Genomic DNA, 12,904 nt, shown 5'->3' with positions numbered 1-12,904 from the left:
GGAATGACATCATGGATCACGAGCCCCAGCTCGACGACACTCCCTATTCTGTACTTCTGACCAAAGCCTTCCTGATCATCATCGCTCTGATGTGCGTTTTCTATCAGGCCTTCGCATTGGTCTTGGAAATCCATTACGGGGTGATCTGAGTCTCGCGCCGTCACACGTATGAAAGCCCCCTTCACCTCTAGAAAATCCAGCAGGTTCTGGCATACTCCGCGCCCGGCGGGGCAAGCCGTTGTTATCTTTTGATATAACGACGATGCTTGCCCATCGTCGCGTGCACCCCAACGTATCGGGGTATGGAGTAACACCATGTCGCAGTCGCAGCAAGTCGTTCTCGCCGTCAACAATCAGCGTTTGGTTCGCAACCTGCGCTATTCGTTCACGCGGAAGGAAACCTTAATTGCCGAACTGATGCAAAACGCACGTCGGGCCGGGGCCACGCAGGTCAGTATCCTGTATGACGTCCCTAGCCAGATACTGACCGTGGAAGACAACGGTTGTGGGATCCGTGATTTCCAGCGGATGCTGACTGTTGCCGAAAGCGGTTGGGATGAGGCCACCAAGGCTGAAGAACATCCTTTCGGGATGGGATTCTTCTCAGCTCTGTTCAACGCCTGCCGGGTTGAGATCAGTAGTCTTGGAAAACAGATGGACTTCGTGACAGCTGATGCATTGGCCTTCGAGACCTTAGAGGTTCAAGAGGCTGATGAGTACATCCGAGGCGCCAGGATCCGGCTGATCGGGTTGTCAATGTCGGAGTCACAGATCGCCGGCGCAGTTAAGCGATACGCGATGGGATTCCCCATTCCGGTATCGTACAACGGCCAGCAACAATCCCGGCCGCACGCATTGGATCAGGGTGATTTCCAACCCTGCTCCATCGGGCAAGTGCATCTGACGCGTTCGGCGAGTTACACGGTCTACCTTCAAGGTATCCAGGTGCATCGTTCTAACCATTATCTACACTTTGGAAAGGCGATAGACACCATCATCCATCTGGACAATACCTTCCGGGGTCGAATGCCGGATCGTGACAGTCTGGTGGATGAGCCCATGGCGATCGAAAGGATTCGATTCTGTCTGAAGGAGCTTTGGGTCCGGTTGCTGACGGAGGATAAGGCGCAGATGTCGGCACAAGACTTCACCAGTCTCTACTGGCGCCTGGCGAGGTCTTGGGGACTCTCCGATGTTTTCACGGATGTACCCTATCTGCCTGCCGCCTCGCTTTTCTGTATCAGCGAGACGCCTCACACCGTCATGGAGGATGAAGAGTATCTCACCCATCAGGAGCAAGGTGTTTCGCAGGAACAGGTGCTTAATGGCGATGTCGTGCTATGCGATCATTTGCCTGACGATGAAGATGACCACCACTGGCCGGCTGCCACTTTGGCTGATTTGTCCGGCTGGAAGGTTGTGAGGCATATTCCGGTTGGCCACTGGTCAGAGGCCCATACCTTGAGTCTGGCCTCATTGAAGGTATCTGTGGATTTCGAGCGTCTATCCACGTTCCGTTTTAACGGCGAGCGTGTCTGGTGTGATGTAATTCTCTGTGACAGCTACACGTTACGGAGCGGCAAACATCAAGTAGAGGTGCGGAATCAGGCAGTGTTTCTGGAAAGCAGGGAGTTGCTGATCCCATCCGGTAGTGTTGGCGTTGAGGCCCTGCGACAGGTATCAACCTATGCGGAGTACGACGACAAGTCCTCTCTGGATGACAACGCACTGCAGGCTGACACCAAGCTACTGTCCGACCGGGTATTGGCGGAGTTTGCCAATCTCCGGGGAGAAGGTCAGGCCGACACGTTGGCCAAGGTTCTGGAAGCGGGCAATCTTGCCGCATTCAGTGTCCTCAAGGACTGCGCTTTTATTGTCAGGCTTGATGCCCAACTGCGGCCGAATGTCCTGGAATTGTCCGAGCAGCAATTCCAGGATGTCAATCAACTCGTGGACGGTCTCATGACCGCATCCATCGCTCAATAACTACGCCCTTGGCGTCACAAAGGCTCTGCTCTTGCAGAGCCTTTGTTCTTTTACTGCTTCAGTTATTACATTATGATACATTGCTGAGTCATCATGTTTGATGCTCACGAGCACCTCTGGCGAAACGGGGTCAGGATGAAACAGTAATAACTGCCGCAGGTCTGCTTGCCGCTGTACTTCTATGTCCCTAATCGCCCTCCCCTCCCCACTCATCAAGGAGCATGGACTATGGAATCCGCCAACAAGAGCTATGGCAAATATTGGGCAGCCGTCTCCGGCGACTTCGTTATCGGGTTAATCCTAATGCCTTGGATTAACCGGGAAGATCCCCGCTTTGCCGCCTTCCGCGACAAATCGAAAGAAAATCTGGGATTGCTTGGCGAAGTCATCACGGGCGAAATTCAGGAAATTGAAGGTGTAAAGGTATTCGTCAAACGACTGACACATGCCAACAGACCTCAAGCATCCACTCAACCGCGCGCGCCGCGCCTCTATCAACTCCCTCCCAGCCTCCGCTAGCCTGTTTCGCCATCAACCGGCCGACCTGCCGCGCACAATGCTTTTCTTGACGTGAGATAATACGCGTGACGGAGTGAGCCGTCGTTTTCCTTTGGATAACGACGATGCTCACTCATCGTCGCGTGCGCCCCAACGTATCGGGGCAGGTTTTACATCATGGACAAGCAGGATATTCAACGTGTTGTGACGGACCGCATCATTCAAGCCATTGAGAAAGGCGGCATGGCTGCCTGGATCAAGCCCTGGGCAGACATAGCCGCGATGGACAGGGGTATTCCCTACAACTTCCTGACTGGTAATGAATACCGGGGCATCAATGTACTGATCCTGGCTTTGGGAGCCTGTGAGAATGGCTTTCGGCACAATGCCTGGCTGACATACAAGCAAGCCCAACAGCTTGGTGGACAAGTCAGGAAGGGTTCCAGGTCTCAGTTGTGTGTTTTCTTCAAGGTTGAGGAGAAAAGACAACTCAATGAGTCAACGGGTGAGGAAGACATCAAAGTCTTTTGCCCCCGTATTCCGTTCTACCTGTTCAATGTCGACCAAGTGGACGGACTGGATCTGTCGGCCATGGAGAAGCCGGCTGTTACCTCCGCTGACTTCAGGTCTAGTGCGATCTCCACATTGGTTAACCGCCAGTGCGAACAGACTCAGCTGACCTTCCGTCATTCCGGGAATCATGCTTGTTATTCACCTGGTCTTGATCTGATCAGGATGCCTGAGGGTGACTTCAGAACAGGTGATAACTATGCAGCGACGCTGGCACATGAGCTGATCCATGCGACCGGTCATGTACGGCGGTTGGATCGTCATGCCAAGATCGATAGCATGTTCCCTCAGGACTCTCGTGCAAGTTATGCATTTGAAGAACTGGTCGCAGAACTGGGATCTGCATTCTTGTGTGCTGAACATGGGATTGTTGGAGAGCATCTACAGCATGAGACGTATATCGATTCTTGGCTGCACTCTTTGAAGCGGGATAAAACCTTGATCTTCAAAGCCGCAAAGCTGGCTTCGGATGCTCACCACTTTGTGGCGCGTATCCCGGAGCCATCGGTTACTCTTCCCCTGGCCGTTGCTGCTTGAACCATGTAACTTTTGATAAGGCTGCCCTGCTCTTGCAGGGCAGCCTTCCTATATCGTCTCCATCAAAAAATTGCGGCAGCGCTGCTTTTATTTAATGAATTTAGCAAATTTAAAGAATTTAGCAGTGTTGAAACGATTGCAGCGCAATGGATACAGGGAATAATCATGTAGGGATTCACCCCCTCAACATGTAGAGATTCACCCCCTTTGCATGGAGAAATCCACCCCCCAATCCTGTAGAGATTCTGGAACATCCTGTAGGAATCCACCTCCCTATCCTGTAGAGATTCACCCCCTATATATGGAGAAATTCACCTCCCCCTTGTCCTGTCGATCATCTGGGGTATCCTGTAAGAATCCACCCCCTCCCTGTCTTGCCGATGGTCTGAGGTATCCTGTAGAAATCCACCCCCCCCTGTCTTGCCGATGGTCTGGGGTATCCTGTAGAAATCCACCCCCCTGTCTAGCCGATGGTCTGGGGTATCCTGTAGAAATCCACCCCCCTGTCTTGCCGATGGTTTGGGGTATCCTGTAGAAATCCACCCCCTCCCTGTCTTGTCGATGGTCTGGGGTATCCTGTAGAAATCCACCCCCCTGTCTAGCCGATGGTTTTGGCGATCCTGTAGAAATCCACCCCCCTGTCTAGCCGATGGTTTTGGCGATCCTGTAGAAATCCACCCCCCTGTCTTGCCGATGGTCTGGGGCATCCTGTAGAAATCCACCTCCCCTCTGTCTAGCCGATGGTTTGGGGTATCCTGTAGAAATCCACCCCCCTGTCTAGCCGATGGTTTTGGCGATCCTGTAGAAATCCACCCCCCCCCCCCTGTCTTGCCGATGGTTTGGGCGATCCTGTAGAAATCCACCCCCTGTCTAGCCGATGGTCTAGGGGATCCTGTAGAAATCCACCCCCCTGCCTTGCCGATGCTCTGGGGGTTATCCTGTAGAAATCCACCCCTGCCTTGTCGATGGTCTGGGACATCCTGTAGAAATCCACCTCCCTGTTTAACAAAGTCATTCCTCTTCCCGTTGCCTGAATTTTGTAGCAGTAACGATTGAAATTTTTAAGAATGCAGTGCCATACCATCGAAGAGTTACTTGTTCCTGGGGGGCCTATCAGGCTTTGGCCTTGGGTATAAATGAGCTTTAACTTTCGAAACAAACATGTAGAGACAAGCTTTGACAAGCTACATGATTGCGGACTATTCTTCAGCAATTATCGTAAAGCTTTTGGCGTAAACGCAGTCTGGTGAATTGGCTATGGCAATCAGCAAAAAAACATCTAACAACAACAGTCTATCCTTGCTGAAAACGTCCCAAGCGGTTGTACACATCAGTCATGGTATTACCCTTCGCCAGTACAAGTACTGGATCCTCTTACTTCACTTCTATCGCGAGACCTACAAACAGTCTCTTCACTCCGAACATGATGGTGCGATACAGATTCCCATTTCCAAGATTTCTGAATACATGGGATATGAGCCTGTCAAAGCGGAATTGAGAGGTGATTTCGAAGTACTGCGAAAAGAGCCGATTGTTATCAACATCTTGTCAAAGGATGGGCATAAGGCACAGCGTGGCATGGGTTTTATCTCGGAATGGGAAGTCAGCAGCAAGACTGTGTATGTGCGCTTGCCAACTTTTCTGGAAGATGTAATGAAGGGATTGGATGATGCCAAGGCTATTTTTCACTTGATGCATTGGGAGATTTTCAGCAGCTTTAATGGTAAGTATGAAGCAATCATCTACAAATTGTGCAAAGACTATGTCGGAGTTCAGCGAACTCCATACATGAGCATTTCTGACTTTCGTCAATACATTGGCCTTCAGGAGACTGAGTATTTACAGTTTGCTGAGTTGAACCGATGGACTATCTCCAAGCCGATCAGTGTGATCAATGGGAGTGAACTTTCCGACATTACCGTGACAGCGGAGTTTGATCGTAAGGGCCGCAAAGTCGAAGGGGTATACTTCAAAGTTGTTCCCAAGCAGCATGCCATGTCGGTTGGCGCGCTGACGGACTTGTCGGACATGCCGCATCCTGCCTTTTCAGAAGCACGCATTACAATTCCGGTTTCTGAGCAGTATGTGTATCTTGAGAGCTTGAGTCCCGAATTGATCCAAGCAACCATTGAGCGTGCGAACAATTTTGCAGATGAAAAGCTGGCGAAAAACGAGCCTGTGAACCTGGGAGCCATTTACAAGAGTGCATTCGCCAACAAATGGGGCGTGCAATATCTTGAGCAAAAAGCATTGCTGGCCAAGAATGCACAGGAGAAAAAGAAGCGAACTGTCGCAGCCAAACAGAAGGCGCCATCGTTAATTGAGCATGCTCAAGACAAGTCTAGCGAATCGAAATTGCGCTCGATATGGAACGAACTTCCTGATGACATTAAAGCGGAGTACCTTAAGCGTGCTCTCAACAATGTTCCAAGGGGGGCCAAATCGTTGGAAACGAAGAATGCGACTCTAGCAAACGCTATGGAACGCCCCCTCCTCCGCATCGAAATTGAAAAACTGCTTGTACCGGATTCAATGCCCTCCTGACGTTTACGGCTTGCATTTGCCTGCATGCATTGAAATTGAGCATGCTCAATTTCTAAAGCTCTGATCAAGATATCTGACTCAAACCCGATACGTCCTTGGCGACTCGCTGTCGGAGAAACATTAATCAATCATCTTTTGATCGCAAACTTGAGCATGCTCAAGTTTGCGTTGACTGACGCACTTTGTGCGTTTTATAGTGAGCCTCGATTTTGGCATGCTCACATGAAAGGAGAAGCTCTGATGGCAAAGGTCATACTGATCGCCAACCAGAAGGGAGGCGTCGGTAAATCCACGATAGCCACAACACTGGGGTCCGGCCTGAAACGGCTGGGGTATTCGGTGTTGATGCTGGATGCGGATACACAGCAGTCACTTTCCAAGTGGCGGGCCAGTGCCGAGGGTTTGCCTCATGAGCAGGATATTCCTTGGGTGGAGCGATGGGACTCTCCGCTGATTGCGGAGAAGATTGCCAAGGAACGCGATCGTTATGACTTCATCATCATCGACAGCGCCAGCAACCTTGGGCAAAAGGGCGATGCCACACAGAAGATCATCTTGGGCGCGATTAAGTCTGCCGACCTCATCCTGACGCCCGTTGGTCCATCGCCGTTTGATGTGGACGGCAGCGAGGACTTCATCAGTCTTTTACGTGACATCTGGGAAAGATTTGGCGAACAGAAACCGCCCGTGTACTTCTTGATTAACGGCGTTCAGCCGGGAACCACTCTGGGGCGTGAGGTGGGCGAGTATGTTTCGAATACCTATCAACTACCAGTTCTGAATACCAAATTGCAGCTTAGGCAGGCTTATCGGCAGTGTGTATTTGATGGCAGCAGCATCTTCCATGTGGGTGATACCCAAACCAAGTCGAACGCTAATGCTTTTGTTGAAGAAGTGCTGGAATTGAGCGGGCTTAAACCGACCAAGGCATCCAGGAAAAAGAAGGTGGCATCGAAATGAGCACGAAGAAGCCTTCATTTGCAACGCGAAAACCTACTCCCGTATCCACACCGACAGCTGTTGCGGCAATTGATGAACGTTTTGACCTGGATGCGTTTGAGCGGAAGGTGGTTTCCGAGGCCCGCGCCAATAATGAAATTCGGCAAATAGACAAAGATCAGATTGATCCGGATCCCAATCAGCCGCGCAGTGAGTTCGACCTTGAGGCCATGAATGAGCTGAAGGCGAGTATCGAACAGAACGGACTGATTCAGCCCATCGTCGTGCGTCAGGTCGGTGATCGTTATCAAATTATTGCTGGAGAACGTCGTTGGCGCGCTTGCCAGCTTATCGGCAGTATCCTTCGGGTGGATGTGGTCATCCGCAATGATGTAGATCCGCTGACCATTTTACTCCTGCAAATTGCAGAGAATAATCATCGTCAGTCAATGACCCCGATGGACATTGCGCGTGCCTATCAGCGAGTCAAGGAGCTGACGGGAGGTTCTCAAAAGCAGGCAGCAACCAAACTCGGTGTTTCGGAAAGCCAGATGTCCATTACCCTGGGCTTGCTCAAGTCACCCGAGTTAATTCAAGAACTGGCTAAAGGCGGAAAGATTCGCGATATCACGACGTTGAACATGGTCAATCGCTTGCATGAACAAAACCCGACTGAAGCAAAAAGGGTTGTTGAAGCCATTGTTGAGGGGCGTATTGAGCCGGGCAGTATCCGGAAGCAGGTAAATAGCACCCTTCAGAAGAGCAAAGGTAAAATTGAGCATGCTCAAGATAAACACCATCGCATCAAAGCCGACAGTGTTGAGCTTGTTCACGAGGGTGAAAACCTCTTGTTCAGGTTCAAATCCCGTAAAGCCAGTTATGACATTGAACTGCCTGTAGGACTTAAAGATCTCAGCGCGATGATTCAATCCTTGACCGGGAAGTCAGGTAAATGAGTGGTAGCAAGGAAAGATTGCGCCAACTCATGGCGAAAGCCGAACTGGACACTATGCAGGTTGCCTTGTTGTTGGAAAAGAGGACCATGCGTAAATACAGCCTGAGAACGGTTCAGGCATGGGTTGCCAATGAAGGCAGGGCGAGTTCCCGGGAGTGCCCGGCTTGGGTTTTGGAAAATTTAGAACAAATCATTCAAGAAAGGCAAAATTCTCCGAATTGAGCATGCTCAATTGAGATGTGGCCTCAAATCATAGCCATTTGACTCCGAAAAATCATTGTTTCCAGGAGAGTTTGATGAATTGAGCATGCTCAATTAAATATGGGAAACAAAGTTCGCTGTCGTCATTTTAGGAGGCCTCGAATTTCGACAGTGTGTTGTGAAGCCGGTGACAACGTTGCAGGTGATTCAACGGACATAACTAGGATCTGCTGAGGAAGTGACGGCTTCATTAAATCCTGAAAAGAATCCAGATAGCGGCACTCAGGATCTGGCCAGCGATCAGTACACGAGGCCCTTACCATTATTGGCAGACCATTGATGACCGATGATTCCTTGCGGCATCCACAGGTCATTGACGAGATCATCAATTAAAGATGATGGACTGGTGCCTCTGTATGGATAATTAGCAATGATGATGCAGTCCACTCAACTCAGGCTGTTCCAGCAATAGCGCTTGGTGAATCTTCCGACATACCTCCGCGTCGTGTCGAGCGCGGTGAAGATTGTCTGGATTCGACTCCAAGATTGGGTCTCTCAGTAAAGCCCTTGCCTGACTGAGAGACGGCCATTTTCCACCATTGGTTGTTGTAAGTATTTTCATGGTACAGATCCACTGCACATTGGCGGGTCCGGTAACGCCGTACTTCAGGCAACTTTGCAGTATCATCCGTGCATCAAATTCTGCGTTATGAGCGACAACGATTTGTCCGTCTAAGAGAGTTTTGACTTTGCAAGCCAGTTGCTTCCAGCTTGGAGCGTCATCAAGCATGGGCATCATGATGCCATGTACCTTGGAGGCAGCGTCAGAGATCGGAGAAGTGGGTTTGACCAGTGAGTCCAACAGGACGTTGCCTGTAACATCCAGAATGGCAATTTCAATGATCTCCGCTCCTTCGTCCAGTCCTGTTGTTTCGGTATCCAGGTAAAGAACCTTTGTGAGAAGCGGTGGAGCTGATTTATTGACGCTCACATCAAATTTCCATGTCCGAGTGGGGGAGGGCGTTGGTAAAATGACCAAGCGTCTATTCCTGCAAATACTTCGACACCATGGCATTGGAAAGTTGCACAAACGAGGCTACGTTGCCTGCAACAACCTCGGGCGAGAGGCTATAGCGTCCGCCAATCGTCAGTGTCGGAGTCATCCGTATGTTATACGTCGCTGTCAACATGGCAGCCTGCATGAACAGGCGTTTTACCTCCGGATTTCCCCAATGCGCTCTGAATTGTTCAGGGTCATATCCCGCTTGCCGTGCGGCCAAATCATACGTTTTCCGGTCCTGAGCGGAATAGCCATCCTGCTGAATCATGCGATAGCTTGTGTCGCTGAAGGTCTGGATACGTTCAGGGTTCGTTACCAACGCCGTATAGTAGGCAATAGCGCCGACTACGGACTCTCCGCTTTGCACAACCACCGGAGTTTTGACATAGCTCAATGGCGCAGGCAGGCTTTTTCCCCAGCGCGAAAGCAAGGCGTCATATTCTCGGCAATGCGGGCAGGAAAACAGAAAAAAGGTTCTGACCATGCTGTGATCGGAAGGTGTGTCGGGCAGGTTCTGGTAGGGCTGGGGCTCAGCGTGAACGATCGTTGCAGCCAGCATGCCGGCACTAAATAATCGCCATGGCTTCATCAATGGCCTCCTTGTCGCATAACTGCATGTCTATCAAGATTTCTCCCAGCAAGCATTGCGAGCCGGAAATTTGATGGTTTAGAGCCTTCCTTAATTGAAAGCTCGTCAGGTGTCCTAGCGAAATCAGACGCTCACCTAACGGCATGTCTGTTGGCTGCAATGATTGCCCTGATATGGCAATAATCTCTTCCAAGCTGGTCATCCCGCTGGCGGCTAGCCGGGTGCCGGCTCTGGCCAAGGTTTCGAATTGTGGCTGGGTACCCGCAATCTGACGGATTCGTTTGTCCTGGCGGCGGACCATGGCCTCCTGAATGGCGGGGGACATCAACAATAGCTCCATGACTGGCAGCATTCCTTGATATGCGACGTGTTCCTCGGGAGAGCCAAATTGCTGGTCCACATAGCTGTGAAGTCGGTTGGCGAGGAGCCAATCCCGTTCGAGGCGTGTTGCCGGTCGATTGGGCGACGAGACGGGCAGGCGCTTGACCAAGCGTTGCGCGAGTACGCCCCGCAGTGATGCCGCCAGAGCAACCGGATCCACGTCTAGGTCGAGTAGTCGACTGATTGTGCTGACGGAGTCGTTGGCATGCAGTGTTGATAATACGAGATGCCCAGTTAGTGCTGCCTGTATGGCGATATTGGCTGTCTCCCGGTCTCGAATCTCTCCGACCAGAATGACATCGGGATCCTGACGCAGAGCGGCACGCAGTGCCGATGCAAAAGGGTTGTCCTGCTCGACATTTACCTGCTGAAGCCATGGCAACCGATACTCAACAGGATCCTCAATGGTCATGATTTTCCGTTCGACGGAGTTGAGGGCGTTGATAATGCTGTACAGGGTCGAGGTCTTGCCGGATCCGGTTGGGCCAGTGACGAGGAAGAGCCCGTTGGGCTCATGAATAACGGACATCAGACTGGATCGTACGATATCCGTCATGGGGATATCGTTGAGCGGGCGGCCGGCATTCCGCTGATCAAGCAACCTGCAGACTACGGAATGACCTTGGACCGTTGGCTGAATGGAGACCCGGAGATCCAGCCCGAAGCTAGCAAACTGAAGTGATGTCCGGCCGTCCTGGGCAAGCTTTTTGTCGACAATCGAGAGGTTGCACCGTGCCCGAATCTTGTCTTGGATGTTACGCGCTACGTGACGGGAGACGTGCCCGATTAATTCCATGCTTCCCCGGCATCTCCAGCGAATGGCGGCGCCTTCCTGATGGTCCTCGAAGTGGATATCGCTTGCGCCATGTTCGGCGGCTTTTGCGAAGAGATCGTTCAGTAGTTCAACCGACTCTTGATCACCCCGTCCTGTCGAGATGAACAGATCAGGCTGATTCATGTCGATTCCACGGACAAGTGATGGCGGGTTGGAAGTAGAACTGATGCTGGATGAAGTTGGCCATTTTTAATTGTCCACGAAGGGTAAAGAGACGGATGCGTAGTACGGTAGCTTCTGTCGCCCATGGGCGGGCGGCGGCTTCGATCAGGTCGCCCATGAGGCGGACGGGGAGGGTGCTGCGCTCCACGCGCAAACAGGCGATCGGAGTCACCATGACATAGGCGAAATACGTGATGATCAACGTCATCAAGACAGGAGTGAAAAAGGACTTCATGTTTGAGTCAGTCGAGCCTGTTGCAGTTTTCGCCATACACGCCTGGCGTAACGGTCCCGCTTGGCGGGTGTGACGGCGTTGTAGGCGCCGATGGCCTTCCAACCGTAGCCGTACTGCCGGATGTTATGCGCGAGTATCCAGGCACCAACCTCGATGTTGATGCAGGGATTCAGCAAGTCCTGCTGGGTGATGCCGAAGGTGGCCAAGCGCGGCAGCCAGCCACTATTTATCTGCATCAGTCCAATATCCAGTGAGTCGTCATTGCGGCCTATGGCAGTAGGGTTGAAGTTCGACTCCGTAGCCGCGATGGCCCAGAGTACTTGGGGATGGATGCCATATTTACCGGCCGATGCAGTAAGGCATCCATTGATGTGAGCAGAGGGTGCTGCCATGCAGGCGTCACAGGCAAACAAGGCCATAACCAAGGTTTTTCGCATAGATATTATTATGAGATGATATTTGATAAAAACAAGCCGGTTTTCCCGACTTTTGGAGTACTTCATTTTGCCTTTTTCCGGCGATGAAGATGGAAAGCCCCCCGATCAAGGATCGGGGGGCTTCAAGTTGTGCAACCGAAGTTGCTTGGGTTGCTGTTGACAACATCGGCTTTCGCCGAAGGCTTGCTGACCCTTACCCGCTATCGCAACAACGATCGACAGGCTCGGGAAAGCTATTCGTTGCCCTGGCGGGCTTAACGAAGTTGGCGTTCATGGTGACTCCATGGGATGCGCGCTCTGAACTGACAGGTGCAGAGACATTCAAAAATAGGAAACGCTTGCTGTCACAAGCGGTATTGACACTTCCTGACGGAAGTTGCTGTACAGAATGCGTGGGGGGATGCCACTCCCCCCGAGGCCGATGCCACTCGGCCAAACGTTGCACGTACTCAACAACATGCGCTGTCGCGCAGCTCAGGCTTTCACTCCGTTTTCGCTCACGTTTTTATTCGCTCGAAAAAACATCATCACTACTGACCTGATCTCCCACTGTCGTACAACGGCTTATCGCTGCCTCTAGGGCAGGTTTCACCGTTTCGGTCATGACTGGGGTGCCACCCACCAGCGACCGCGACAGCTTCCCGTCTTAGTACGTCGGATCTACACGAGCAGAACCCTGCTCCCTCAGCATCATCCACCGCCTCCGTTTTCCCCCGGTCGAGGTTCCTTGAAGTAACCGGGTTATGGATGGGTAATGCCTCAACGGGTTTACAGTACTTGCTCTCCAGGATGCACCGTTGACTGGCCTCAGTCGGTGCAATTACAGGCTTGAGCTATCCAGCGATCTACCGAGCTTGCGCCCCGTAGTACCGGGTCATCCAGATTTCTCCTCAGACCCCTATCACGTCACCGTGATCTCAGCAGCCCACCTGCCTGGCAATGAGGCGACCCTACGAGAGGATCGAGCCGCCACAT

Annotated in this window: 13 protein-coding genes; 8 read left to right on the top strand and 5 right to left on the bottom strand. The window is 51.7% G+C overall.

Translation table 11 applies throughout. The features are described 5' to 3' along the window. The first annotated feature begins 11 nt into the window (after positions 1–11). The 8 genes from EV700_RS16895 (at position 12) to EV700_RS16010 (ending at position 8,251) form a co-directional block, all read left to right on the top strand. Positions 12–149 (top strand): hypothetical protein, encoded by a 138-nt coding sequence (locus tag EV700_RS16895; protein WP_165391524.1) that lies wholly within the window; start codon positions 12–14, stop codon positions 147–149. Positions 150–315: 166 nt separating this feature from the next. Further along, complete coding sequence (locus tag EV700_RS16040) at positions 316–1,986, top strand: ATP-binding protein (protein ID WP_130415691.1); 1,671 nt, start codon at positions 316–318, stop codon at positions 1,984–1,986. 228 nt (positions 1,987–2,214) lie between these two features. Continuing rightward, complete coding sequence (locus EV700_RS16035) at positions 2,215–2,505, top strand: hypothetical protein (RefSeq protein ID WP_130415689.1); 291 nt, start codon at positions 2,215–2,217, stop codon at positions 2,503–2,505. 156 nt (positions 2,506–2,661) lie between these two features. Beyond that, positions 2,662–3,591, top strand: coding sequence for an ArdC family protein (locus EV700_RS16030; protein WP_130415687.1), 930 nt, complete (start codon positions 2,662–2,664; stop codon positions 3,589–3,591). A 1,257-nt stretch (positions 3,592–4,848) separates the two neighbouring features. Continuing rightward, positions 4,849–6,135 carry a replication initiation protein gene (locus EV700_RS16025; protein ID WP_130415685.1) on the top strand — a complete coding sequence of 429 codons (1,287 nt, stop codon included), beginning with the start codon at positions 4,849–4,851 and terminating at the stop codon, positions 6,133–6,135. Between the two features lie 240 nt (positions 6,136–6,375). After that, positions 6,376–7,095: a ParA family protein gene (locus tag EV700_RS16020; protein WP_165391523.1), complete on the top strand. Its 720-nt coding sequence runs from the start codon at positions 6,376–6,378 to the stop codon at positions 7,093–7,095. Beyond that, complete coding sequence (locus tag EV700_RS16015) at positions 7,092–8,030, top strand: ParB/RepB/Spo0J family partition protein (RefSeq protein ID WP_130415681.1); 939 nt, start codon at positions 7,092–7,094, stop codon at positions 8,028–8,030. Before EV700_RS16020 ends, EV700_RS16015 begins: the two co-directional genes overlap by 4 nt. Then, positions 8,027–8,251, top strand: coding sequence for a hypothetical protein (locus EV700_RS16010; protein ID WP_130415679.1), 225 nt, complete (start codon positions 8,027–8,029; stop codon positions 8,249–8,251). The genes EV700_RS16015 and EV700_RS16010 overlap by 4 nt, the downstream gene beginning before the upstream one ends. A 403-nt stretch (positions 8,252–8,654) precedes the next feature. Here the strand turns inward: EV700_RS16010 and EV700_RS16005 are convergent, their stop codons facing one another. From EV700_RS16005 to EV700_RS15985, 5 genes are read right to left on the bottom strand one after another with little or no spacing between them, the layout of a single operon-like run. Continuing rightward, complete coding sequence (locus tag EV700_RS16005) at positions 8,655–9,269, bottom strand: 3'-5' exonuclease (protein ID WP_165391522.1); 615 nt, start codon at positions 9,267–9,269, stop codon at positions 8,655–8,657. Between the two features lie 4 nt (positions 9,270–9,273). Further along, positions 9,274–9,879 carry a DsbA family protein gene (locus EV700_RS16000; RefSeq protein ID WP_130415675.1) on the bottom strand — a complete coding sequence of 202 codons (606 nt, stop codon included), beginning with the start codon at positions 9,877–9,879 and terminating at the stop codon, positions 9,274–9,276. Next, positions 9,857–11,218, bottom strand: a complete 1,362-nt coding sequence (locus EV700_RS15995; protein WP_130415673.1) for a GspE/PulE family protein — start codon at positions 11,216–11,218, stop codon at positions 9,857–9,859. Before EV700_RS15995 ends, EV700_RS16000 begins: the two co-directional genes overlap by 23 nt. Next, the gene (locus EV700_RS15990; RefSeq protein WP_130415671.1) at positions 11,205–11,492 is read right to left on the bottom strand and encodes a hypothetical protein; all 288 of its coding nucleotides are present in this window, start codon (positions 11,490–11,492) and stop codon (positions 11,205–11,207) included. Before EV700_RS15990 ends, EV700_RS15995 begins: the two co-directional genes overlap by 14 nt. After that, the gene (locus EV700_RS15985) at positions 11,489–11,995 is read right to left on the bottom strand and encodes a lytic transglycosylase domain-containing protein (protein ID WP_242610297.1); all 507 of its coding nucleotides are present in this window, start codon (positions 11,993–11,995) and stop codon (positions 11,489–11,491) included. Before EV700_RS15985 ends, EV700_RS15990 begins: the two co-directional genes overlap by 4 nt. Positions 11,996–12,904: the final 909 nt, after the last annotated feature.

Source organism: Fluviicoccus keumensis, assembly GCF_004217445.1.
GTDB lineage: Bacteria > Pseudomonadota > Gammaproteobacteria > Pseudomonadales > Moraxellaceae > Fluviicoccus > Fluviicoccus keumensis.
This window is presented reverse-complemented; position numbering and strand designations above follow the sequence as displayed.

What these genes read in the sequence shown, in the direction of transcription:
- EV700_RS16895 (WP_165391524.1), top strand. Translation starts at nt 12, where the DNA reads ATGGATCACGAGCCCCAGCTCGACGACACTCCCTATTCTGTACTTCTG.
- EV700_RS16040 (WP_130415691.1), top strand. Translation starts at nt 316, where the DNA reads ATGTCGCAGTCGCAGCAAGTCGTTCTCGCCGTCAACAATCAGCGTTTG.
- EV700_RS16035 (WP_130415689.1), top strand. Translation starts at nt 2,215, where the DNA reads ATGGAATCCGCCAACAAGAGCTATGGCAAATATTGGGCAGCCGTCTCC.
- EV700_RS16030 (WP_130415687.1), top strand. Translation starts at nt 2,662, where the DNA reads ATGGACAAGCAGGATATTCAACGTGTTGTGACGGACCGCATCATTCAA.
- EV700_RS16025 (WP_130415685.1), top strand. Translation starts at nt 4,849, where the DNA reads ATGGCAATCAGCAAAAAAACATCTAACAACAACAGTCTATCCTTGCTG.
- EV700_RS16020 (WP_165391523.1), top strand. Translation starts at nt 6,376, where the DNA reads ATGGCAAAGGTCATACTGATCGCCAACCAGAAGGGAGGCGTCGGTAAA.
- EV700_RS16015 (WP_130415681.1), top strand. Translation starts at nt 7,092, where the DNA reads ATGAGCACGAAGAAGCCTTCATTTGCAACGCGAAAACCTACTCCCGTA.
- EV700_RS16010 (WP_130415679.1), top strand. Translation starts at nt 8,027, where the DNA reads ATGAGTGGTAGCAAGGAAAGATTGCGCCAACTCATGGCGAAAGCCGAA.
- EV700_RS16000 (WP_130415675.1), bottom strand. Translation starts at nt 9,879, where the DNA reads ATGAAGCCATGGCGATTATTTAGTGCCGGCATGCTGGCTGCAACGATC.
- EV700_RS15995 (WP_130415673.1), bottom strand. Translation starts at nt 11,218, where the DNA reads ATGAATCAGCCTGATCTGTTCATCTCGACAGGACGGGGTGATCAAGAG.
- EV700_RS15990 (WP_130415671.1), bottom strand. Translation starts at nt 11,492, where the DNA reads ATGAAGTCCTTTTTCACTCCTGTCTTGATGACGTTGATCATCACGTAT.
- EV700_RS15985 (WP_242610297.1), bottom strand. Translation starts at nt 11,995, where the DNA reads ATGAAGTACTCCAAAAGTCGGGAAAACCGGCTTGTTTTTATCAAATAT.